The organism is Mycobacteriales bacterium, from assembly GCA_035504215.1.
Taxonomy (GTDB): Bacteria; Actinomycetota; Actinomycetes; order JAFAQI01; family JAFAQI01; genus DATAUK01.
Genome location: DATJSI010000109.1, coordinates 1 through 22,717, shown reverse-complemented (window position 1 = coordinate 22,717; position 22,717 = coordinate 1). Strand labels below are relative to the sequence as shown.

General features: G+C 70.9%; 19 protein-coding genes and 1 tRNA gene. 14 read left to right on the top strand and 6 right to left on the bottom strand.

Going from position 1 to position 22,717, the window contains the following annotated elements:
- The 3 genes from VME70_13360 to VME70_13350 form a co-directional block, all read right to left on the bottom strand.
- Positions 1–387: maleylpyruvate isomerase family mycothiol-dependent enzyme (locus tag VME70_13360; protein HTW21187.1), on the bottom strand; the 387-nt coding region annotated here is incomplete at its 3' end.
- A 49-nt stretch (positions 388–436) separates the two neighbouring features.
- On the bottom strand, positions 437–634 hold the full coding sequence (locus VME70_13355) for a DUF6186 family protein (GenBank protein ID HTW21186.1): 198 nt from the start codon (positions 632–634) through the stop codon (positions 437–439).
- The gene (locus tag VME70_13350) at positions 631–1,035 is read right to left on the bottom strand and encodes a hypothetical protein (protein HTW21185.1); all 405 of its coding nucleotides are present in this window, start codon (positions 1,033–1,035) and stop codon (positions 631–633) included. The genes VME70_13355 and VME70_13350 overlap by 4 nt, the downstream gene beginning before the upstream one ends.
- Positions 1,036–1,066: 31 nt before the next feature.
- On the opposite strand from VME70_13350, the gene hisI reads away from it, so the two are divergent.
- The 10 genes from hisI to VME70_13300 all read left to right on the top strand — a co-directional run bounded on the left by hisI (position 1,067) and on the right by VME70_13300 (position 14,122).
- Positions 1,067–1,447, top strand: coding sequence for a phosphoribosyl-AMP cyclohydrolase (hisI, locus tag VME70_13345; protein ID HTW21184.1), 381 nt, complete (start codon positions 1,067–1,069; stop codon positions 1,445–1,447).
- Positions 1,444–2,979: an anthranilate synthase component I gene (locus tag VME70_13340; protein HTW21183.1), complete on the top strand. Its 1,536-nt coding sequence runs from the start codon at positions 1,444–1,446 to the stop codon at positions 2,977–2,979. The genes hisI and VME70_13340 overlap by 4 nt, the downstream gene beginning before the upstream one ends.
- 14 nt (positions 2,980–2,993) lie before the next feature.
- On the top strand, positions 2,994–3,554 hold the full coding sequence (locus VME70_13335; GenBank protein HTW21182.1) for a Trp biosynthesis-associated membrane protein: 561 nt from the start codon (positions 2,994–2,996) through the stop codon (positions 3,552–3,554).
- A gap of 63 nt (positions 3,555–3,617) precedes the next feature.
- Positions 3,618–4,424, top strand: a complete 807-nt coding sequence (gene trpC / locus VME70_13330) for an indole-3-glycerol phosphate synthase TrpC (GenBank protein HTW21181.1) — start codon at positions 3,618–3,620, stop codon at positions 4,422–4,424.
- A 4-nt stretch (positions 4,425–4,428) separates the two neighbouring features.
- Positions 4,429–5,634 (top strand): tryptophan synthase subunit beta, encoded by a 1,206-nt coding sequence (gene trpB / locus VME70_13325; GenBank protein ID HTW21180.1) that lies wholly within the window; start codon positions 4,429–4,431, stop codon positions 5,632–5,634.
- Entirely contained in the window at positions 5,631–6,446 is an 816-nt protein-coding gene (trpA, locus tag VME70_13320; protein ID HTW21179.1) for a tryptophan synthase subunit alpha, read from the top strand. Before trpB ends, trpA begins: the two co-directional genes overlap by 4 nt.
- Positions 6,447–6,455: 9 nt before the next feature.
- Entirely contained in the window at positions 6,456–7,319 is an 864-nt protein-coding gene (gene lgt, locus VME70_13315; GenBank protein ID HTW21178.1) for a prolipoprotein diacylglyceryl transferase, read from the top strand.
- A complete protein-coding gene (locus tag VME70_13310; protein ID HTW21177.1) occupies positions 7,316–8,053 on the top strand; it encodes a VIT1/CCC1 transporter family protein in 738 nt (245 codons plus the stop codon). The genes lgt and VME70_13310 overlap by 4 nt, the downstream gene beginning before the upstream one ends.
- Positions 8,054–8,163: 110 nt before the next feature.
- On the top strand, positions 8,164–12,687 hold the full coding sequence (gltB, locus tag VME70_13305; protein ID HTW21176.1) for a glutamate synthase large subunit: 4,524 nt from the start codon (positions 8,164–8,166) through the stop codon (positions 12,685–12,687).
- Positions 12,680–14,122, top strand: a complete 1,443-nt coding sequence (locus VME70_13300) for a glutamate synthase subunit beta (protein HTW21175.1) — start codon at positions 12,680–12,682, stop codon at positions 14,120–14,122. The genes gltB and VME70_13300 overlap by 8 nt, the downstream gene beginning before the upstream one ends.
- Positions 14,123–14,131: 9 nt before the next feature.
- Here the strand turns inward: VME70_13300 and VME70_13295 are convergent, their stop codons facing one another.
- Together VME70_13295 and VME70_13290 are read right to left on the bottom strand one after the other, a co-directional pair.
- Positions 14,132–14,938: a hypothetical protein gene (locus VME70_13295; protein ID HTW21174.1), complete on the bottom strand. Its 807-nt coding sequence runs from the start codon at positions 14,936–14,938 to the stop codon at positions 14,132–14,134.
- Between the two features lie 20 nt (positions 14,939–14,958).
- Positions 14,959–15,035: transfer RNA gene (locus VME70_13290), tRNA-Leu, on the bottom strand.
- A gap of 51 nt (positions 15,036–15,086) precedes the next feature.
- Between VME70_13290 and VME70_13285 the strand changes: the two genes are divergently transcribed.
- From VME70_13285 to polA, 3 genes are all read left to right on the top strand, one after another.
- Positions 15,087–15,683, top strand: a complete 597-nt coding sequence (locus tag VME70_13285; GenBank protein HTW21173.1) for a response regulator — start codon at positions 15,087–15,089, stop codon at positions 15,681–15,683.
- Positions 15,684–16,116: 433 nt separating this feature from the next.
- A complete protein-coding gene (locus VME70_13280) occupies positions 16,117–16,722 on the top strand; it encodes a GNAT family N-acetyltransferase (GenBank protein ID HTW21172.1) in 606 nt (201 codons plus the stop codon).
- Positions 16,723–16,777: 55 nt separating this feature from the next.
- On the top strand, positions 16,778–19,477 hold the full coding sequence (gene polA, locus VME70_13275; GenBank protein ID HTW21171.1) for a DNA polymerase I: 2,700 nt from the start codon (positions 16,778–16,780) through the stop codon (positions 19,475–19,477).
- Here polA and VME70_13270 read toward each other — a convergent pair.
- Positions 19,408–20,790: a hypothetical protein gene (locus VME70_13270; protein ID HTW21170.1), complete on the bottom strand. Its 1,383-nt coding sequence runs from the start codon at positions 20,788–20,790 to the stop codon at positions 19,408–19,410. The genes polA and VME70_13270 overlap by 70 nt on opposite strands.
- Before the next feature lie 20 nt (positions 20,791–20,810).
- Between VME70_13270 and VME70_13265 the strand changes: the two genes are divergently transcribed.
- Entirely contained in the window at positions 20,811–22,532 is a 1,722-nt protein-coding gene (locus VME70_13265) for a hypothetical protein (protein ID HTW21169.1), read from the top strand.
- The last annotated feature ends 185 nt before the right edge of the window (positions 22,533–22,717 follow it).

Below are 22,717 nucleotides of genomic sequence, written 5' to 3'. Positions count from 1 at the left end.
CCCGCCGACCGCGCGGGCCAGGTCCCAGGTGTGCACGAGCAGATCCATGGTCACGAACCGGCCGATGAGCTCTCCGGCGGGCATCTTCCCCGGTGGGCCGTCGACCTCCTGGGCGAGCGCATCCGGGTCGGCGGTGATCTTTTCGAGTTCCTGCTGAGCCTCCGTCCAGGCCTGAAGTGGGTCCTCGTCCGCACCCATCGGCCGGGGTTCGCCGCCTCGCACCCCGGCGATCACGCCGCGGTGACCGTTGACGATGTGCGCCACCACGTCGCGCGGCGTCCACTGCGTGCACGGCGACTGAGCGCTCCACTTGTCGGGGCTCGCCGTACGGGCCGCCGCGCCGAAGCACCGGGACACCCGCTGGTACGCCTCCTGCACGTTCGCCATGACGGGAGACTAGACGCAGGTCAGCTCACTCCAGCCGTTTGCGCCGGTGCTATCGGACGAAGAAGTGCCAGCCGAGCCACCACCAGCCGAAGGCGACGGCGACTCTGCCTGCGCGGCGCGATGACAGCCGGCTGAACAGCTCGCCGGCCGTGGCAAGGCGAGCACCGCGGCGGCGGGCGAGCAGGTCGACGGCGACCGCCACCACCACGGCGGCGAGGTAGCCGGCAATGGTCAGCGCGCGACTCATCGGCGGCTCAACCAATAGCCGAAGCCGAGCCACGCCGCGAACAGTGCGGCACGCGCCGGCACCGGCCCGAACCACGGGTTCACGAGGTCGCTCACCGTCGGATGCGCGTGATCGGCGCCCAGGAAGAGTGCAGCGAGCTCGAGTGCGGTGAACCCGGCGAGCACCAGAGCCCAGGCGAGCCATGCGCGCCGGCCGACCCTCGGCCGCACCGCCACCGATCTCCGCGAGCCGAAGGCCACGCCCACACCGATGGCTCCGGGCACGAAGGTCGCAACCGCAGCCGAGGTGGTGAACGTCGAGAAGTGGCCGGCCACCCACGAGTACAGCAATGCCACGACCAGCCCGGCGACGGTCGCTGCGCGCCGGTGCGCCCGGAGCCAGCCGACGGCTTCGCCAGTCACGCGTGCAGTGTGCGCCAGGCAGAATGGGCGGATGTCCGCGCCCGCCCGGCCGTCCGCCCTCGACCCGACGATCGCCGCGCGGCTCAAGCGCGACGAGCACGGGCTGGTCGCCGCGGTCATCCAGCAGTGGGACACCGGCGAGGTGTTGATGCTCGGGTGGATGGACGACGAGGCGCTGCACCGCACGCTGACGTCGGGTCGCTGCACGTTCTGGAGCCGTAGCCGCCAGGAGTACTGGGTCAAGGGCGAGACGTCGGGGCACCTGCAATGGGTGAAGTCGGTCGCGCTCGACTGCGACGGCGATGCGCTTCTCGTCTCGGTCGACCAGGTCGGTGCGGCCTGCCACACCGGCGACCGCCGCTGCTTCGACGCCGGCGGCGACCTCGATGCCGTGGTGGGGCGGGCGGAATGAGCGCGAGCAGAGCCGCCGGCGCGGCAGCCGACGGTGTCGTTGCTCCTGACCGCGAGGGCTTCCTCGCGGACCTTGCCGAGCATCGCGTGGTGCCGGTCGTCTGCCGTTTGCTTGCCGACGCCGAAACCCCGATCAGCGCCTACCGCAAACTCGCGCAGGGCCGGTCCGGGACATTCCTGCTCGAGTCGGCCGAGATCGGGGGCGTGTGGTCGCGCTACTCCTTCGTCGGCGTGCACTCGGCGGCGACCCTGTCCGAGCGTGACGGTCATGCGGTCTGGACCGGCATCGGACCGGACGACCATCCCGACGACCCACTGGCTGCGCTGAAGGACGCTGCGGCACGGCTGCACACCCCGCGCCGCCCGGGCCTGCCGCCGCTCACGGGCGGGTTGGTCGGCTACCTGGGGTACGACGCGGTCCGGCGGATGGAGCGACTGCCTGCGCTGGCCGCCGACGACCTCGAGATTCCCGAGCTGCACTTCCTGCTCGCGACCGACCTCGCCGTACTCGACCACAGAGACGGCTCGATCTTGTTGATTGCGAACGTGATTCGGGGTCTCACTCCGAACGCCGACAGCGATCCGAACACGGCGTACGACGACGCGGTCGCGCGGCTGGAGTCGATGACCGCCGACCTGTCGAAGCCGGCTGAGTCCTCGGTCGCCGTTCTCGATCGCTCGACCGAGGTCGACTACGAGGAGCGCTCGACCAGGGCCGAGTACATGGCGGCGGTCGAGCAGGCGAAGGCACACATCCGCGACGGTGACTGCTTCCAGATCGTCGTATCGCAGCGGTTCGAGATGTCGACCGAAGCCGATGCGCTCGATGTCTACCGCGCGTTGCGAGCCTCGAACCCGTCGCCGTACATGTACCTGCTGCGGTTCGACGACCTCGATGTCGTCGGCTCGTCTCCCGAGGTTCTGGTGAAGGTCGAGGCCGGTCGTGCGCTGATGCACCCGATCGCAGGGACGCGTCCACGGGGAGCGACGCCGGAACGCGATGCCGCGCTTGCCGCCGAGCTCCTCGCCGACCCCAAGGAACGCGCCGAGCACGTGATGCTGGTCGACCTCGGTCGCAACGACCTCGGCCGGGTCTGCCGGGCCGGGTCGGTCGAGGTGGTCGACCTGATGTCGGTCGAGCGGTTCTCGCACGTGATGCATCTCGTGTCGACCGTCGTGGGCGAGGTTGCCGAGGGAACGAGCGCGCTCGACGTGCTGTGCGCCTGCTTCCCCGCCGGGACCCTGTCGGGTGCGCCCAAGGTCCGCGCAATGGAGATCATCGAGGCGCTCGAGCCCACCCGGCGAGGGCTGTACGGCGGAGTCGTGGGCTACGTCGACGTCGCGGGGGACCTCGACACCGCGATCGCGATCCGCACGGTGGTGATGCGGGCCGGTCGCGCCTACGTCCAAGCCGGGGCCGGCATCGTCGCCGACTCCGATCCTGCGACCGAGGACACCGAGTCCCGGGACAAGGCCGCCGCGGTCATCAACGCGCTGCTCGCGGCCGGGTCACTGCGACCCGCCGGCGCATGAGCTCGCCGCCACGCATGACGTCCCGGCGGGCGCCGGCCGTCGCCCTGCTCACCTGCGCGGTGGGTGGCTTGCTGGTCCTGCTTTCCAGCGGGCGGCAGTGGGCGCACACCGTCCTCACGAACGTCGCCGGCCAGGGCCGCTCCGAGCTGTCCGTCACGGGCCACTATGTCGCGCCCGCGCTACCCGCCCTCGGCATCGCGTTGCTCGCACTCGCCGCGGCGATCATTGCCGCCCGGGGCTGGCTGCGCCGGGCGGTCGGCGTTGTCGTCGTCCTCATCGGCGCCGCGGCGATCGGCGTGGCGCTCACCGCGCGCGGGGACGTCGCCGCGGCGCTCGAGCGGCGTGAGGTGGGTGCTCAGGGGCTGACCGTGCACGCCAGCGCGAACGGCTGGTGGCTGGTCGCCGTACTCGGCGGGGTGCTCGCGGTCGCCGCCGGCGCGCTCACGGTCTTCCGGGCAGGGAACTGGTCCGGGCTGGGTGCGAAGTACGACGCGCCCAGCGCTGCGGCGCCGGCGAAGGATGAGGCCGCCGTCGCCTGGGAGGCGCTCGACCGGGGCGAGGACCCCACCGCCTGACCCTGAAGACCGAGCGCGTGGGGTGCGCCGAACCGGCCGAACCGGGCGCCTTACCCTGTTGGGGTGTCAGTCCTCGACGACATTCTCACCGGCGTCCGCGAGGACCTCGCGGAGCGCGAACGGGTCCTTCCACTCGATGTCGTGAAGCAGATGGCCGCGCGCCAGTCGCCTGCTCGCGACGCGACCGCGGCGCTGTCCGGGCGCGGCGTGGCGGTGATCGCCGAGGTGAAGCGGTCCAGCCCGAGCTCGGGCCAGCTCGCATCGATCAGCGATCCGGCCGAGCTGGCCCGCGAGTACGAAGCCGGTGGCGCCGCGATGATCTCGGTGCTGACCGAGCAGCGCCGCTTCGACGGCTCACTCGCCGATCTCGAGGCGGTGCGGGCAGCGGTGGCGGTCCCCGTCCTGCGCAAGGACTTCGTCATCACGCCCTACCAGGTCTGGGAAGCGCGCGCGCACGGCGCCGATGCGGTCCTGCTGATCGTGGCCGCCCTGGCGCAGGAGGTGCTGGTCAGCCTGCGCGAGCGGGTCGAGAGCCTGGGGATGACCGCGCTGGTCGAAGTGCACGACGAGGCCGAGGCGCTGCGTGCGTTGGAGGCCGGCGCGCGAGTGATCGGCATCAACAACCGCAACCTGCGCACGCTCGACGTCGACCGCGACACCTTCGCCCGGATCGCACCCCTGCTCCCACCGCCGACGATCCGGATCGCGGAGAGCGGCGTGCGCGGCCCGCACGACCTGCTCGCTTGCGCCGCTGCCGGCGCGGATGCAGTGCTGGTCGGAGAAGGCCTCGTGAAGGCCGACGTGCCGCGGCAGGCGGTTGCCGATCTCGTGGCCGCGGGAGCGCACCCGTCCTGCCGTCACTCGGCCTGAGCGCATGTCTGCCGACCTCGGTTCGACCGTCGAGTCCAGCGACGGGCGGTTCGGCCCGTACGGCGGCCGCTACGTGCCCGAGGCGCTGATCGCGGCCCTCGACCAGCTCACCGAGGTTTATGCCGAGGCGCGCGCGGACCCCGAGTTCCGGGCCGAGCTGTCGCGCCTGCTTCGCGAGTACGCCGGACGGCCGTCGCTGCTTTACCGCGCCGAGCGTTTCTCGGCCGAGATCGGCGCCCAGGTGTGGCTCAAGCGAGAAGACCTGAACCACACCGGTGCGCACAAGATCAACAACGTCCTCGGCCAGGCGCTGCTCACCCGCCGGATGGGCAAGCCGCGGGTCATCGCCGAGACCGGCGCCGGGCAGCACGGCGTTGCCACGGCGACCGCGGCGGCGCTGTTCGGGCTCGAGTGCGTCGTCTACATGGGCGAGGTCGACGTCGAACGACAGTCGCTCAACGTCGCCCGGATGCGGCTGCTCGGCGCCGAGGTCGTGCCGGTGGCGAGCGGGTCGCGCACGTTGAAGGACGCGATGAACGAGGCGTTCCGCGACTGGGTGACCAACGTCGAGACCACCCACTACGTCATCGGTTCGGTCGGGGGCCCGGCGCCGTTCCCGGCGATGGTGCGGGACTTCGCATCGGTCATTGGCACCGAGGCCAGGGCGCAGGCGCTCGACCAGATCGGCCGGCTGCCGGACGCGGTGATTGCGTGCGTCGGCGGCGGATCCAACGCGATGGGCATCTTCTCGGCCTTCCTGGCGGACGAGGGCGTCCGCCTGTACGGGTTCGAGGCGGCCGGCGACGGGGTCGAGACCGGGCGGCACGCCGCCACGTTGACCGCCGGCTCGCCCGGCGTGCTGCACGGCGCACGCTCCTACGTGCTGCAGGACGCCGACGGCCAGACCCTCGAGTCGCACTCGATCTCGGCCGGCCTCGACTACCCGGGGGTCGGGCCGGAGCACGCCTGGCTCAAGGACACCGGCCGCGCGACGTACCGGCCGGTTTCCGACGTCGAGGCGATGGAGGCCTTCCGCCTGCTCTGCCGGACCGAGGGGATCATCCCGGCGATCGAGAGCGCGCACGCGCTCGCCGGCGCGCGGATGGTCGCCGCGGATCTCGGCTCGGACGCGGTTCTGGTCGTGAACCTGTCCGGTCGCGGAGACAAGGACATGGACACGGCGGCGCGCTGGTTCGGGTTGATGTCGTGAGCTCGCGCTCGGGGGCGGCGATCTCGGCTGCCCGCGCGCGGGGCCGGGGCGCGCTGATCGGCTACCTGCCCGCCGGCTTTCCGTCGTACGACGGCTGCCTCGAGGCCATGCGGGCGCTCGTGGACGGCGGCGTCGACGTCGTCGAGGTCGGCCTGCCGTACAGCGACCCGGTGCTCGACGGCCCGACCATCCAGGCCGCGGCCGAGCAGTCGCTTCGGGGCGGCACGCGGATCGCCGACGTGCTGCGCACCGTCGAGGCGGTTGCGGGCATGGGGGTTGCGACGGTCGTCATGACGTACTGGAACCCGGTGCTGCAGTACGGCCCGGCGCGCTTCGCGGCCGACCTTGCCGCCGCCGGCGGGTCGGGGTTGATCACCCCGGACCTCATTCCCGACGAGGCGGCTGAGTGGCTCGCGGTCAGTGCCGAGCACGACCTCGAGCGGATCTTCCTCGTCGCGCCGTCCTCGTCCGGCGCGCGGATCGCCTCGACCACAGCAGCGGCCTCGGGCTGGGTCTACGCCGCGTCCACGATGGGTGTAACGGGCGCGCGCGCCACGACGTCGCAGGTCGCCCCCGCGCTGGTCGCTCGGGTGCGGGCCGCGACCGACCTTCCGGTCGGCGTCGGGCTCGGCGTGTCGAACGGCACGCAGGCCGCCGAGGTCGCCGCGTACGCCGACGGGGTCGTCGTCGGTTCGGCGCTCGTGCGCTGCCTGCTCGATGCGGCCACGCTGCCGCAGGGAGTGGCGGCGGTGGGCGCGCTGGCCGCGGACCTCGCTGCGGGGGTTCGAACCGCGCCGAGCCTCGCCCCGTAGCCTGACTACGTGCTGCCCGCCCACATTCCGAGTCCGTCGCGGGCGGTGGTTCATCTCGGCCCGGTGCCGATCCGCTTCTACGCGCTGTGCATCATCGCCGGTGTCGTGGTGGCGGTGTGGGTCGGCGACCGGCGGTTCCAGAAGCGTGGCGGGCCGCCGGGCGCGATGGCGGACATCGCGACCTGGGCGGTGCCGTTCGGCCTGGTCGGGGCCCGGCTCTACCACTTGGCGACCAATCCCGAGCTGTACTGGGGCGGCCCCGGGCGGCCGGGCACGATCGGCGCGCTGAAGATCTGGGACGGCGGGCTCGGCATCTGGGGCGGTGTGCTGTTCGGCGCGCTCGGTGCCTACATCGCCTGCCGTCGCTACCACCTGAACTTCGCCCTGGTCGCGGACTCGCTCGCGCCCGGCATGCCGCTCGCCCAGGCGGTCGGGCGGTGGGGCAACTGGTTCAACCAGGAGCTCTACGGCCGGCCCACCGGCCTTCCCTGGGGCCTGCACATCGACCTCGCGCACCGGATGCCGGGATACCTGGCCGACGCCTACTACCAGCCGACCTTCCTCTACGAGTCGATCTGGGACGTCGGCGTGGCGATCCTCGTGATCCTTGCCGACCGGCGCTGGCATTTCACCCGCGGCCGCGCCTTCGCGTTGTATGTCATGGCGTACACCGCCGGTCGCGGCTGGATCGAGGCGCTGCGGATCGACGACGCGCACAAGTTCTTCGGGCTGCGGCTCAACGACTGGACGAGCGTGATCGTGTTCATCGCCGCGACGGCTTACTTCGTGCTGATGCGGCCGAAGCCGGGCGAGCCGGAGCAGCCCGAGGATGACGCGCTCGACCCGGCAGCCGGACATACGCTGACGACATGACCGACGCGGCCGAGGTTGCCGCCGTGGGCACGTCCGGCGGGGAGATCCACCACACTCACCGCGACGTCAACCGCGGCTGGCTTCGCCCGGCCGTGTTCGGCGCCATGGACGGCGTCGTCTCCAATGGCGCGCTGGTCGCGGGCGTCGCGGGCGCGCACACCTCCGTGCACACGGTGATCCTCAGCGGGTTCGCCGGCCTGCTTGCCGGCTCGTTCTCGATGGCGGTGGGTGAGTGGACGTCGGTGCAGTCGCAGACCCAGCTGGTGCAGGCGGAGATCGCCAAGGAGCGCGCCGAGATCGAGCGCAGCCCGCGCGCCGAGGAGGCCGAGCTGGCCGCGATGTTCCGCCATCGCGGGCTGTCACGGGAGCTCGCGACCCGGGTGGCCCGCGAGCTCTCCGAGGACGCGGATGACGTCTGGCGCGTCCATGTCCGTGAGGAGCTCGGCGTCGACCCCGACGAGCAACCGTCGCCGTACCTCGCCGGAGGCTTGTCCTTCATCACCTTTGCGCTCGGCGCGTTCGTGCCGTTGCTGCCGTACCTTCTCGGCGCCCACACCCTGATCTGGTCGCTCGTCCTCGGAGCGATCGCGTTGCTGGCGATGGGTGCGGCGGTGGCGCGCTTCACGGGCCGGTCCGGCTGGACCGGGGCCGTCCGACACCTGGTCCTCGGCGGGATCGCGGTGGCGGTGGTGTACGGCGTAGGCGCCGCGATCGGCACCGGCGTTTCGAGCTAGCTGCTGTCGGGATCCCGCAAGCGCGCTGCGCTAGCCTTCTTCGTGCAGGGCCAACGTCGTCCCGCGCCAGCCATCTCCACCCGACTGAGCGGACGACGGAGCCCGACGCCATGCCTGCACCTCTGCTTGCCCGGTTGCCGGGCGTTCCGCCTCCGCAAGGTCTCTACGACGGCCGGCACGAGCACGACTCGTGTGGCGTGGCCTTCGTCGCGGACCTGCACGGTCGGCGTTCGCACGAGGTCGTAGCCGATGCCTTGACCGCCTTGCAGAACCTGGACCATCGCGGCGCCTCCGGCGCCGAGCCCAACACCGGTGACGGCGCCGGCATCCTCGTCCAGGTGCCGGATGGGTTCCTTCGCGCCGAGTGCGGCTTCGAGCTCCCGCACGCCGGCACGTACGCCGCCGGTCTGGTGTTCCTGCCCGCCGAACCGGCAGCCGCCGCGAAGGCCGTCGCCCGGATCGAACGGATTGCCGCGGAGGAGGAGTTGCGCGTGCACGGCTGGCGCCCGGTTCCGGTAGACCCTGGGCCACTCGGCGCTGCGGCCCGGGCGGTCATGCCGCAGATCCGGCAGGTGGTCGTGAGCGCGACCCGCGGCGAGGTCGGGATGGCGCTCGAGCGGCGGGCGTTCTGTGCCCGCAAGCGGGTCGAACGGGAGGTCGGTGCGTACCTCCCGTCCCTGTCGAGCCGGACGATCGTCTACAAGGGCATGCTGACCACCGGCCAGCTGCCGGTGTTCTTTCCCGATCTCGTTGACGCCCGCTTCGAGTCGGCGATCGCACTGGTGCACTCGCGGTTCTCCACGAACACCTTCCCGTCCTGGCCGCTTGCGCACCCGTATCGGTTCGTCGCCCACAACGGCGAGATCAACACGATCAGGGGCAACCGCAACTGGATGCGCGCACGGGAGGCGCTGCTGGAGAGCGACCTGATCCCGGGTGACCTGCGTCGCCTGTTCCCCGTCGTCACTCCCGGCTTCAGCGACTCGGCGAGCTTCGACGAGGTGCTCGAGCTGCTTCATCTCGGCGGCCGCTCGCTTCCGCACGCCGTGCTGATGATGATCCCGGAGGCCTACGAGAACAACCGCGAGATGCCGCCGGCGCTGCGCGCGTTCTATGAGTTCCACTCCTGCGTGATCGAGCCGTGGGACGGCCCGGCATGCGTGACGTTCACCGACGGCGACGTCGTCGGCGCGGTACTGGACCGCAACGGCCTGCGCCCGGCGCGCTACTGGATCACCGACGAGGACCGGGTCGTCATGGCGTCCGAGGTCGGAGTGCTCGACATCCCTCCGGGAAAGGTGGTCCGCAAGGGCCGGCTGCAGCCGGGCCGGATGTTCCTGGTCGACACGGTTGCGGGGCGAATCGTCGACGACGACGAGCTCAAGGCGGAGCTGGCCGCCGAGCACCCGTACCAGGAGTGGCTGCACGCCGGCCTGCTCGACCTGCGCACGCTGCCCGAGCGCGAGCACGTCGTCTACCCGCACGAGTCCGTCGTACGGCGGCAGCAGGCGTTCGGCTACACCGAGGAAGAGCTGCGGCTGATCATCGCGCCGATGGCACGGGGCGCCGCCGAGGCGATCGGCTCCATGGGCACGGACACTCCGGTCGCGGTGTTGTCGGACCGGCCGCGGCTGCTCTTCGACTACTTCACCGAGTCCTTCGCGCAGGTGACCAACCCGCCGCTCGACGCCATTCGCGAGGAGCTGGTGACGTCCCTGTCCACCGCGACCGGGCCGGAGGGCAACCTGCTGGAACCGACGCCGGCGTCCTGCCGGCAGATCACGCTGCCGTTCCCGGTGATCGACAACGACGACGTGGCAAAGATCATCCACGTCAACGACGACGGCGACCTGCCCGGCTTCGCGGCAAGGGTGGTCAAGGGTCTCTACCCGGTGTCCGGAGGCGGCCCCGCGCTGCGCGATGCGATCGAGCGCGTACGCCGCGAGGTGAGTGAGGCGATCGCAGCGGGGGTCCGGCTGATCGTGCTGTCCGACCGTGACAGCGACGCGCAGCTGGCGCCGATTCCCTCCCTGCTGCTGACCGGCGCCGTCCATCATCAGCTGACCCGCGAGCGCACCCGCACGAAGGTCGGGCTGATCGTCGAGGCCGGCGACGTGCGCGAGGTGCATCACGTCGCGCTCTTGATCGGCTACGGCGCGGCGGCGGTGAACCCGTACCTCGCGATGGAGACGGTCGAGGACCTGGTGCGGCGCAGCGTCGTCACGGGGATCGAGCCGGACGAGGCGGTCCGGCACTACATCAAGGCGCTCGGCAAGGGCGTCCTGAAGGTCATGAGCAAGATGGGCGTGTCGACTGTGGCGTCGTACACGGGTGCGCAGATCTTCGAGGCGCTGGGGCTTTCACGCGACGTCGTTGACGAGTACTTCACGGGGACGGCGTCCCCGCTGGGCGGTGTAGGTCTCGCCGAGCTGGCCGAGGAGGTGGCCGCTCGGCACCGGCATGCCTACCCGCGCGTGCCACACAAGCACCGAACACTGTGGGCCGGTGGCGAGTACCAGTGGCGGCGTGAGGGCGAACCGCACCTGTTCAACCCCGAGACCGTCTTCACGTTGCAGCACGCGACGCGATCAAGGCAGTACGACGTGTTCAAGCGCTACACGCGCGCGGTCGACGAGCAGGCGGAGCGGCTGATGACGCTGCGCGGCATGTTCCGGTTCGCCGCGGGTCGCCGTGATCCCGTGCCGATCAGCGAGGTCGAGCCGGTCGCATCGATCGTGCGGCGCTTCGCGACCGGAGCGATGTCGTACGGATCGATCTCCGCCGAGGCGCACGAGACGCTCGCCATCGCGATGAACGCGATCGGCGGCAAGTCCAACACCGGCGAAGGCGGCGAGGACGCCGAACGGCTGCATGACCCGGCGCGGCGCAGCGCGATCAAGCAGGTCGCGAGCGGGCGGTTCGGAGTTACGAGCGACTACCTGACCAACGCCACCGACCTGCAGATCAAGATGGCGCAGGGCGCGAAGCCCGGCGAAGGCGGTCAGCTGCCGGGCCACAAGGTCTACCCGTGGATCGCGAAGACCCGTGGGTCGACCGCCGGTGTCGGCCTGATCTCACCGCCGCCGCACCACGACATCTACTCGATCGAGGACCTGGCGCAGCTGATCCACGACCTGAAGAACGCCAACCCGCAGGCGCGCGTGCACGTGAAGCTGGTCGCGGAGGTCGGTGTCGGCACGGTCGCCGCCGGAGTGTCCAAGGCGTACGCCGACGTCGTACTGATCTCCGGGCACGACGGCGGCACCGGCGCAGCGCCGCTGACCTCGCTGAAGCACGCCGGTACGCCGTGGGAGCTCGGGCTTGCCGAGACGCAGCAGACCTTGCTCCTCAACGGCCTGCGCGACCGGATCACCGTGCAGGTCGACGGTCAGCTCAAGACCGGCCGCGATGTCGTGATCGCTGCACTTCTCGGCGCCGAGGAGTTCGGGTTCGCCACTGCGCCGCTGGTTGTGTCGGGGTGCGTGATGATGCGCGTCTGCCATCTCGACACGTGTCCGGTCGGGGTCGCGACGCAGAACCCCGAGCTTCGCAAACGCTTCACCGGCCGGCCGGAGTTCGTGCAGACGTTCTTCGAGTACATCGCCGAAGAGGTGCGCGAACACCTGGCCGCGCTCGGGTTCCGGTCGCTTGACGAGGCAATCGGCCAGGTGGAGATGCTCGAGACGGCCGGGGCGGTGTCGCACTGGAAAGCGCGCGGCCTGGACCTGTCGCCGATCTTTCACCGGCCCCAGGTCGACTCCGCGGCCCGCCGCACCCGCGAGCAGGACCACGGTCTCGACCAGGCACTCGACCGCACGCTGATCCAGCTCTGCGAGGGCGCACTCGGCGATGCCCGTCCGGTTCGGCTCGACCTGCCGATCCGCAACGTCAACCGCACGGTCGGGACGATGCTGGGATACGAGGTCACCCGTCGGTACGCCGACGCCGGGCTTCCGGACGGCACGATCGACGTCACGTTCACCGGGTCGGCCGGGCAGTCCTTCGGCGCCTTCATCCCGCGCGGCATCACGCTGCGACTGGTCGGAGACTCCAACGACTACCTCGGCAAGGGGCTGTCGGGCGGGCGGATCGTCGTGCGCCCGCACCCCGACGCGCGGTTCGCCGCCGAGGACAACGTGGTGGCCGGCAACGTGATCCTGTACGGCGCGACCGCAGGCGAGGCGCTCATCCGCGGCGTCGTGGGGGAGCGGTTCGCCGTCCGCAACTCGGGCGCCGTCGCCGTCGTCGAAGGTGTCGGGGACCACGCCTGCGAGTACATGACCGGCGGCCGCGTCGTGATCCTCGGACCGACCGGCCGCAACCTGGCCGCCGGGATGTCCGGAGGTGTCGGCTACCTGCTCGACGCCGACCCAACCCTCGTCAACCTCGACATGGTTGACCTCGAGCCGATCGACGAGGCGGACGTGCAGTGGCTGCACGGGATCGTGCAGCACCACGCCGCGGAGACCGGGTCGGTGGTGGCGGAGGGCCTGCTCCGGAACTGGCCGGGTGCGGTCGAGCGGTTCACGCGGGTCATGCCGCGGGACTACCGGCGAGCGCTCGACGCGGCACGCGATGCGGCGACCGCCGGTGCCGGCATCGACGATGCGGTGATGGCGGCGGCGCATGGCTGACCCGAAGGGGTTCCTCACGACGCCTCGCGAGATGCCGGCCCGGCGACCGGTCGACGTGCGGATCCAGGACTGGCGGGAGGTCGCGCTCGACTTCCCGCCGGACCGGTTGCAGGGTCAGGCCGGCCGCTGCATGGACTGCGGCATCCCGTTCTGCCATCAGGGCTGCCCGCTCGGCAACCTGATCCCCGAGTGGAACGACCTCGTCTGGCGCGGTGACTGGCGCGAGGCGATCGAGCGGCTGCACGCGACGAACAACTTTCCGGAGTTCACCGGGCGGCTGTGCCCGGCGCCGTGCGAGAGCGCCTGCGTGCTGGGGATCAACGCGGATCCCGTGACGATCAAGCAGGTCGAGGTCGAGATCGTCGATCGGGCCTGGGCCGAGGGCTGGATCGCGTCGCAGGTCGCCGAGCGGCTGTCCGGCCGGACGGTCGCCGTCGTGGGCTCGGGACCGGCCGGCCTGGCCGCTGCGCAGCAGCTGACCAGGGCCGGGCACACGGTCGTCGTGTACGAGAGGTCCGACCGGGTCGGTGGCCTGCTTCGCTACGGCATCCCCGAGTTCAAGCTGGAGAAACGGCACCTCGATCGTCGGCTGTTGCAGATGGAAGAGGAGGGCACTCGCTTCCGGATCGGGGTCGATGTCGGTGTGGACATCACCGCGGACCAACTGCGCAAGCGGCACGACGCGATCGTGCTTGCCGCGGGCTGTCCGGTGCCGCGCGACCTCGACGTCGCCGGCCGCTCGCTGGCCGGCATCCATCCGGCCATGGACTACCTGCCGCTCGCGAACCGGGTGCAGCACGGGGATCTCGACGATCCGACGATCACCGCGGCCGGCAAGGACGTCGTGATCATCGGCGGGGGAGACACCGGCGCGGACTGCCTGGGTACGGCGCATCGGCAGGGTGCTCGGTCCGTGACCCAGCTGGAGATCCTTGCGCGCCCGCCCGGGGCCCGATCCGCGACGATGCCGTGGCCGACGTACCCGATGACCTACCGGGTTTCGAGCGCGCACGAAGAAGGCGGCGAGCGGGTCTTCGCGGTGTCGACGACCAGGTTCGTCGACGACGGCGCCGGCCGGGTGGCGGCCCTGGTGCTCACCGACGTCGACGAACGGTTCGTGCCGATACCGGGCACCGAGCGGACCGTGTCCGCGCAGCTCGTGCTGCTGGCGATGGGCTTCGTCGGCGCCGAACGCAGCCCGCTGCTGACCGGCCTCGAGGTGTCGTTCGACCATCGCGGCAACGTGGCGCGCGGTGCGGACTGGATGACTGACGTCGATGGTGTCTTCGCCTGCGGTGACATCGGACGCGGTCAGTCGCTCATCGTGTGGGCGATCGCCGAGGGGCGGTCCTGCGCCGCAGCCGTCGACCGCTGGCTGCTCGGCGACACGCAGCTCCCCGCGCCGATCGCACCCACCGACCGCCCGATCGGCTGACCGCGCGGATCAGTACTTCGGCCCGACGAACTCATCCAACGCCGCAACCGCCTCGCGCCGCGCAACCGAGATGCTGTTCCACCGATTCTGGCGCCAGGCGATACCGAGCAGATCCAGCGCATCCGTGAAGATCCGCAGGATGTCGGCGGCGTTGTTGGTCAGCATGTAGCGGGGATACGAGTAGGTGCGTACGCCGGTGGGCAGTGGGCGATGCACGACGTTGTCGAATCGTGATCCGTCGGAATGCAGCAGGCCGCGGATCAGCGGTCGAGGATCGACGCACACAAGGTCGTGCTGCCAGTCGGCCAACGCGATTGCGCGCTCGTGCTTCCGGCCACGCCCATGCTGCGGGAACAAGCACGCCCAATGCTGCCAATAGCTGACGAGATCGGTGCAGCCGACGTTGGGAACTCGTCCAACCGTTCGACCCGTGACCGCGCTGATAGCTCGCGCGCACTCATCCATCACCAATGGGTAGGCATCTGCGCACGTAATACGTAGGGACATCGTTCGCGCAAGCTGACAGATGCAGCCGTCGCCGAGGTACATGCCTAGTAAGTAGACATAGGCGCGCCGCGGGGGAAACGGTTCGTCGTGACACATCGGGCACGACGAGATGCGCGCCTTCGGGGTGGGATTCGCCAGCCACGAGCGCAAGGTCGCACGGTTGATCCCGGTCTGCCGGCTGACCGCGCTGAGAGTCGCGCCCTCAGTCAGCTTGGCGAGCGCCGCCGCCCGCACCGATGCGTCGTACACGTTGTCCACGATGCCGCTCGCCGCCGACAGTTCTGCGACCGCACACCGCAGGTGTTCCACACCCCCGTGCACTGCTCGTTTGGTGCCCCGGGTCGGATTCGAACCGACACTGAATGGGTTTTGAATCCATCTTCTCTACCGATTGGAATACCGGGGCTGAGGCTTCGTCGAGTCTATCCAGCGGACACTGCTCGCTAGGCTGGCTTGCGTGAGTGAGGCGCGGTCGCATCGGGTGGTCATTGCCGAGGATGAGGCACTGATCCGGCTCGATCTTAAGGAGATGCTGACCAGCGAGGGATACGTCGTCGTCGGTGAGGCGGCGAACGGGCAGGACGCGATCGAGCTCGCCGAGTCGCTGCGGCCGGACCTGGTCATCCTCGACGTCAAGATGCCTGGACTCGACGGCATCTCCGCCGCGGAGCAGATCGTCGCGAACGCGAGCGCGGCGGTCATCATGCTGACCGCGTTCAGCCAACGCGAGCTGGTTGAGCGCGCCGCCGATGCCGGCGCGATGGCATACCTGGTCAAGCCGTTCGACCGCAGCGACCTGGTCCCGGCCATCGAGGTCGCGGTGAGCCGGCATCAGCAGCTGACCGCGCTCGCAGCTGAAGTCGCCGACCTTGCGGAACGGCTGGAAACCCGCAAGCTGCTCGACCGCGCAAAGAGCAAGCTGCAGGCCGATCAAGGCATGTCGGAGGCCGAGGCGTTCCGCTGGATCCAGAAGACCTCGATGGATCGACGTACCACGATGCGTGCGGTCGCAGCCGCCGTGCTCGATGTGAACCCGGCAACCGCGACGTCCTGACGCCGCGACGGGGCCGCGCGCTCCGCAATCCGATGCGAGGCATCACGAACATCGTTGTGCCACAACGACATCGCCGCGTTCGCACCTGCCGTCGTGCGGCTTGACTACGTCGGTCAACTGCGCTCGCGCTCGGCGCGTGGAACTGAAAATGCGTTGCAAATCAAGGAAAATCCACGCCCGTTGCCGGACAAGTTTGGAGCCCGGCACCTTTGGTACCGTCCGCGCCTTCCCCGTGCGCGGACGTTGTCTACTCGGTGCCGGGCTGTGCGACCAAGTTAGTCAACGCGGGTCGCCCCGGTCAACGGTAGCGATGCAGTCATTCGGATCTCGTGGGCCGATTGTGGCCCCACCCTCGCGCTCCTAGGCAAACCCCGCTACGGTGCGTACTCATTGCGCACGCCTGTTCTCTCCGAGACCGTATGAGGGGGCTGTTGTGGCACGACCGATGGTGCTGACCAGGCCGGCCACGGCGGCCGATCTCCCCGTCCTCATCAGCCTCTGGGACGAGCTGCGGCAGTCCGGCGGCCGCGCGGCTCGAGCGGTGAACCCGCTCTCGGGTGTCGATGCGAAGGACCGCCTGAGGTGCGTCCTCGAGGACCCGGGCTGCCGAGTTGTCATCGCGTGTGCCGGCGACGCACCGGCCGGCATGGCCATCATGCGCATCGCGCGCCCCGACCCGCTCACCGACAACGAGCTGGTTTACATGCCGCACGTCGTCGTGTCACCGCTGTTCCGTCACCGCGGGGTCGGCCACGCGCTGGTTGCAGCCGCGGTCGACTACGCCTCGGAGCGCCACGTCGACCACATCGCGGTCGGCGTCTATCCGGCCCTGCGCGAGACCAACCGGTTCTTCGCCCGGCTCGGGTTCGCCCCGGCCGCGATGCAGCGGATCGCTCCGGTGGCCGGCCTGCGCCGCCGGCTGGGCAGCGACTGGTCGTCCAGCCTGCACTCGGACGCGGTACGCCGCCGGACCCGCATCGTTCGCCCGATGCCGGTGCGCCCGGTGCGACAGCCCGTGCCGGAGCGCGCCGAGCCCTGACCGCCGGCTCGGCACCCGGGCCGCGCTGTCAGCGGCCGACACTACGATGCGGGCCATGGCTGCGGTTGCCACGGACACCTCGGAGAGGCGGCCCCGGCTGCTTCTCCTCGACGGCCACTCGCTGGCCTACCGGGCCTTCTTCGCGCTTCCGGTCGAGAACTTCTCGACCACGACCGGGCAGCCGACCAACGCGGTCTACGGCTTCACCGCGATGCTGATCAACGTCCTGCGCGACGAGGCGCCCACCCATGTGGCCGTGGCCTTCGACGTCGGCCGGCACACCTTCCGGACCGAGGCGTACGCCGAGTACAAGGCGACCCGGAAGGAGACCCCGACAGACTTCCGTGGCCAGGTCGCTCTGATCCACGAGGTGCTGTCCGCGCTGACCATCCCGTCGCTCGAGCTGGAGGGGTTCGAGGCCGACGACATCATCGCCACCCTGGCGGTCGAGGCCCAGGACGACATGGACGTCCTCATCGTCACCGGCGACCGTGACGTCCTCCAGCTGGTCAACGACAGCGTGACCGTCCTGATGACCCGCCGCGGCATCAGTGACATGACCCGCTTCACCCCGACCGCGGTCGAGGAGAAGTACGGGCTGACGCCCGCGCAGTACCCCGACTTTGCCGCCCTCCGCGGCGATCCGAGTGACAACCTGCCCTCGATCCCCGGCGTCGGGGAGAAGACCGCGGCAAAGTGGGTGCGGGACTTCGGCTCGCTGGACGACCTGGTCGCGCGAGTCGACGAGGTGCCGGGCAAGGCCGGTGTCGCGCTTCGCGAGCACCTGGCTGACGTGGTCCGCAACCGGCAGCTCACCGAGCTGCGCAGGGACGTCCCGCTCGACCTGCACCCCGCCGACCTCGCACTGGGCCAGTGGGATCGCGAGACGCTGAACACCCTGTTCGACACCCTGCAGTTCCGCGTGCTTCGTGAGCGGCTCTACCAGACCCTCTCGGTCGCCGAGCCGGTGACCGTCGATGCCGGGTTCGAGCTCGACGGGCGGGTCCTCGCGCCCGGCGACATCGCGCTGTGGCTCGGGGAGCACGCCCGGGGTCACGAGCGGCACGGCCTCTCGATCGCCGGCACGTGGGGGCGCGGGACCGGCGTGGTGACCGGGCTCGCGATCGCGGCTCCCGACGGCACGGCGGCGTACATCGACCCCGAGCAGCTGACCGGCGACGACGAGCAGGCGCTCGCCGCCTGGCTGGCCGACCCGGAGGTCGCCAAGGCCGCGCACGACGTGAAGGGTCCGGTGCTGGCCCTCGTCGAGCGCGGCTGGACCCTCGCCGGGGTCACGACGGACACCGCACTGGCGGCCTACATCGCGTTGCCCGGCCAGCGCTCGTTCGACCTGGCCGACCTGGCCATCCGCTACCTGCACCGCGAGCTGCGCGCCGAGACCGCCGCGGACGGCCAGCTCTCCCTCGACGGCTCGCTCGAGGAAGACGCGGCTGCGGCGGAGATGCTGCGGGCGAAGGCGATTCTCGACCTCGCCGCGGCGCTGGGAGCGGTTCTGGAGGACCGGGGCGGTTCGCGGCTGCTCACCGAGCTCGAGCTGCCGCTCACCGGGTTGCTCGCCGAGATGGAGCGGGCCGGCATCGCCGCCGACGTCGACTGGCTGGCCGAGCTCGAGGCGCGGTTCGCCGGCGAGGTGAAGCGAGCGGCCGAGCTCGCGTACTCCACGATCGGTCACGAGGTGAACCTCGGTTCGCCCAAGCAGCTCCAGCAGGTCCTGTTCGAGGAGCTTGGCCTGCCGAAGACGAAGAAGATCAAGACCGGGTACACCACCGACGCCGATGCCCTTCAGGAGCTCTACCTCAAGACCGGGCATCCCTTCCTCGAGCACCTGCTCCGGCACCGCGATGTCGCGCGGCTGAAGACCGTCGTCGACTCGTTGATCCCGATGGTCGACGAGCACAACCGGGTCCACACGACGTTCAACCAGCTGGTGGCCGCCACCGGCCGGCTGTCCAGCACCGACCCGAACCTGCAGAACATCCCGGTGCGCACGCTGGAGGGCCGGGAGATTCGCAAGGCGTTCATCGTCGGCTCCGGCTACGAGTGCCTGCTCACCGCGGACTACTCGCAGATCGAGATGCGGATCATGGCTCACCTCTCCCGCGACGCGGGCCTGATCGACGCGTTCACCTCGGGCGAGGACCTGCACACCTTCGTCGCCGCCGGCGCGTTCGGCATCCCGGTCGCCGAGGTGCAGCCCGAGCAGCGGCGCCGGATCAAGGCGATGTCCTACGGGCTGGCCTACGGGTTGTCGGCGTACGGGCTGGGCGCCCAGCTCGGCATCACGCCCGACGAGGCGCGCGAACAGATGGATGCGTACTTCGCACGCTTCGGTGGCGTGCGCGACTACCTGTCCGGCGTCGTCGATGCCGCGCGCCGCGACGGCTACACGCAGACAATCCTCGGCCGGCGCCGCTACCTGCCCGACCTGACCAGCGACAACGGGCAGCGTCGGCAGATGGCCGAGCGGATGGCGCTGAACGCGCCGATCCAAGGGTCAGCCGCGGACATCATCAAGCTCGCCATGCTGCGCGTGCGCTCGGCGCTGGAGGCCAAGTCGCTGCAGTCCCGCCTGTTGCTCCAGGTCCACGACGAGCTCGTGCTGGAGGTCGGCCAGGGAGAGCGTGAGGCGGTCGAGGACATCGTGCGCCACGAGATGGGCGCCGCCTACGCGCTGGACGTGCCGCTCGACGTCTCGGTCGGCGTCGGCAGAAGCTGGGACGACGCCGCCCACTGATCCGGCTCCGCCACGTCTGCGGGGCGCCGCACGTGGTTGGCGGCAGTCACTGCGAGCAGCCCTACCGCGGTGGTGGCGGCTACCTCGATCACTCCGCGCGGAGTGCTCGGCCGGCCGGCCAGGATCACGATCGCCTCGATCGCCGCCGCGGCGAGCACCACCGGCACCACCCGGCGACGGCGTACGGCGATGTCGTGGAAGATCAGCAGCTGGACGCCGGCCAGCGCGCTGCCCTGCACCGCGAACAACCAGGCGATGCCGCCGATGCTCGAGTAGCGGGCGCCGAAAGTGGCCCTGACCAGGAAGCCGCCGGCCACTGCGGTGACACCGACACTGATCACCGCGATGACGGCGGTCAGGATCGCCGCGTCCAGCAGCGCGCGCGCCCGGTCGTGGTGGCGGCTGAGCCGGGGGAGCGCGGCAAGGGGCACGGCCTGCGGTAGCCAGAAGGCCACCTTCGCCACGACGTTGCCCGCGGTGTAGTGGCCGCCGAGGCCGGCGGCGAGGACGTGGCGGGCCAGCAGCAGGTCCAGGCTCGAAAGCAGCAGCAACGCACCCATCGACACGATCGCGGTGAGCAGTTCCGGCCCCTGCGCTACGAGCGGCTCGGCGTGTTCGCCGCCGGTCGGTTCGAGTGGCCTCGGGCCGGTTGCGGGCAGCAGCCGGATCGCCACCAGAGCGGACATCGATGCGCCGACCGCGATCCCGGTCATCACGCCGGCGGTGCCCCCGCCGAATGCCAGTGGCAGGACACCACCGAGCAACCGTCCGAGCCCGGCGATCGTGACGACGACCGCCAGCCGCCCGAAGCGCTCGGCGCCCTGAAGGTGCCCCTGGACCGACGCGACGATGCACAGCGGAAGCAGTCCGATCACGACGGCGAGGACGGCCAGCCCGTGCCGGTTCACGTGCAGGAAGACGGTGAGCCCCGGCCAGGCCACCACCCCGACGGCCACCGTGATGAGCCCGGTCCGGATGCCGTCGGCCAGCGCGTTGTGCGGCGCCAGCCGTTCGGCCGCGGTACGTCGCGCGATCACCGCCTGCAGGGCCAGCGACGGGATCCCGCCGACCAGCAGGGTCGCCAGCATCGCGCCGAACAGGCCGTAGTCCGCCGGCCGGAGCCGGTGGCTGCCGATGATCGCGAGCAGGTAGCCGGCCAGGTTGCCCGCCATGAGCGCCGTACCGACGAGCGCGGTCGAGCGCACGAGCGAGCGCCGGGACGCTTCCTGCCCGCTTGCCGTCGTCATCTCACCCACTCGCTCGCCGGCCGCAACCGGGCCGCTACGCCCGGCCCGTCCCGAATAGTCGAGCACAGCGTGTACGGTCGCGCGCAATGATCGGCGATCGTGCCCGGCGGCGCCTCACCGCCTCCGCGGCCGGACTGACGATTGGCATCGCGTCCGCGGTCCTTCAGCTCGCACCGGTTCTCGGTCGCGGGTACGTCCTGAACCGCGACATGGTCTTTGTCCCGCGCCCGCCGCTCGACGCGCATGCACTTGGCCTCGACGGCCTGCCCCGTGACGTGCCGAGCGACCTGTTGGTCGCACTGGCGTCGCATGTCCTGCCCGGCGACGTCGTCCAGGACCTAGTGCTGCTTCTGATCATCGCCGGTGCGGGATGGGGAGCTGCCCGGCTGGCCGCGCGGGTGCTCGCCGCGCAGCCACGCCGAGCGGTCCTTGCGGGCGCAGCGGCGGCGGCCACGCTGTACTCCTGGAACCCCTACCTCGGCGAACGGCTGCGACAAGGCCAGTGGGCGGTTCTGATCGGATACGCCGCCCTGCCGTGGATCGCGGCGACTGCGATCGCACTTCGTGACGGCGAGCCCCGAGCCGGATGCCGCTTCTTCCTCGCGGTCGCGGTGGCCGCCACCGGCGGTGCCTCCGCCGAGCTGCTCGCGTTGCCGGTCGTTCTCCCGCTGGCCTTCCGGCCCGGCGGCTCGGCCGGCTGGCCGAGGCGCACCTGCATGGTGGCTGCCGCGTTCGTCCTGCTCTCCCTTCCCTGGGCGGTGCCCGCCCTGACGTTCTCGGCCGGCTACCCCTCGGACCGGGTCGGCGTGCTCGCGTTCGCCGCCCGTGCCGACACATCGTTCGGAACCGCCGGCAGCTTGCTGGCGCTCGGCGGCATGTGGAACGCCGAGGTGGCGCTTCCCGGACACGGCGCCTTCGTGGTCGCGGCAGCTGCGATCGTCTTGACCGTTGTCTCGCTGTGGGCGCTCGCGGCCTGTCGTCGCGACGCGGTGGCCCGCTGGCTGCTCGTCGCTGCCGGGATCAGCTACCTGCTCGCGATCTGGGCCGCCATCCCCGGCGTACGCCGGCTCGCGGTCGACGTCGGGTCGTCCCCGGCCGGCGGTCTGCTCCGCGACGGCCAGCGCTGGCTGGCGCCGTTCGTGCTCGTGGTCGCGATCGGCTTCGGGGTGGCGGTTGCGCGGGCGACCGACCGGGTGCGCTGCGCACCCGCACTCGCGCTCGTGCCGCTGCTGCTCCTGCCCGCGGCCGCTTGGGGGAGCGACGGCGCTCTGTCCGCCGTTCACTGGCCCGGCGACTGGCCGGCGGTGCGGGCCGCCTCTTCTCGGTTGCCGTCCGGGCCGGTCCTTGTGCTGCCGTGGTCGTCGCAGCGCCAGTACGGCTGGAACGGCGGTCGCACGCTGGCCGAGCCCGCTGCCTACTGGCTACCGCGGCGGGTGGTGGCGGATGACGCCCTGGCAGTCGGCTCGGTGAGCACCCCGCTCGAGGATCCGCTGGCGCGTCGGATTGCGGGTGCGGTCGCAGGCCGCGGGCCGCTGCTTGCGGTCCTTCGCCGGCAGGGCTACGCCGGCGTGCTGCTGGAAACCGACCAGACCGGCTCGGCCGGCGCCGCGGCTCGTTTGCAGGGGCTTCGGCCGGTCCTGCGTACGGGCACGCTCGCCCTGTACGCCGTACCCGGACCGGTCGCGGTCTCCGAGCCGCGCTCGCCGCGTGCTCCGACCCTTGCGGGCGACATCGCGGCCGCGCTCGCCGTGCTCATCTGCGCGGCCGGAGTTGCCGAGATCACGACAAGACCGCGTCGCAGCGTGTAACGTGCGCGAGAAGTCGGTTCGGTCTCCCGTCAGGCCTCGGAGGTCAGCGTGTCCACTGCGGTTGCCGTTGTGATCGGCTTCGTGCTTGCCGCCGCCACCGTCGCAGGAGTGGCCAAGTCCGTGACCGACCACGGCCACCACAGCACCGGCACCCCGGCCGCCGCGGTCAAGCTGTACGGGTCGAG

Coding starts and splice junctions, on each gene's coding strand:
- VME70_13335 (HTW21182.1), top strand. CDS start 2,994: ATGACGTCCCGGCGGGCGCCGGCCGTCGCCCTGCTCACCTGCGCGGTG.
- VME70_13340 (HTW21183.1), top strand. CDS start 1,444: ATGAGCGCGAGCAGAGCCGCCGGCGCGGCAGCCGACGGTGTCGTTGCT.
- VME70_13310 (HTW21177.1), top strand. CDS start 7,316: ATGACCGACGCGGCCGAGGTTGCCGCCGTGGGCACGTCCGGCGGGGAG.
- gltB (HTW21176.1), top strand. CDS start 8,164: ATGCCTGCACCTCTGCTTGCCCGGTTGCCGGGCGTTCCGCCTCCGCAA.
- VME70_13265 (HTW21169.1), top strand. CDS start 20,811: ATGATCGGCGATCGTGCCCGGCGGCGCCTCACCGCCTCCGCGGCCGGA.
- VME70_13300 (HTW21175.1), top strand. CDS start 12,680: ATGGCTGACCCGAAGGGGTTCCTCACGACGCCTCGCGAGATGCCGGCC.
- VME70_13355 (HTW21186.1), bottom strand. CDS start 634: ATGAGTCGCGCGCTGACCATTGCCGGCTACCTCGCCGCCGTGGTGGTG.
- hisI (HTW21184.1), top strand. CDS start 1,067: ATGTCCGCGCCCGCCCGGCCGTCCGCCCTCGACCCGACGATCGCCGCG.
- trpB (HTW21180.1), top strand. CDS start 4,429: ATGTCTGCCGACCTCGGTTCGACCGTCGAGTCCAGCGACGGGCGGTTC.
- polA (HTW21171.1), top strand. CDS start 16,778: ATGGCTGCGGTTGCCACGGACACCTCGGAGAGGCGGCCCCGGCTGCTT.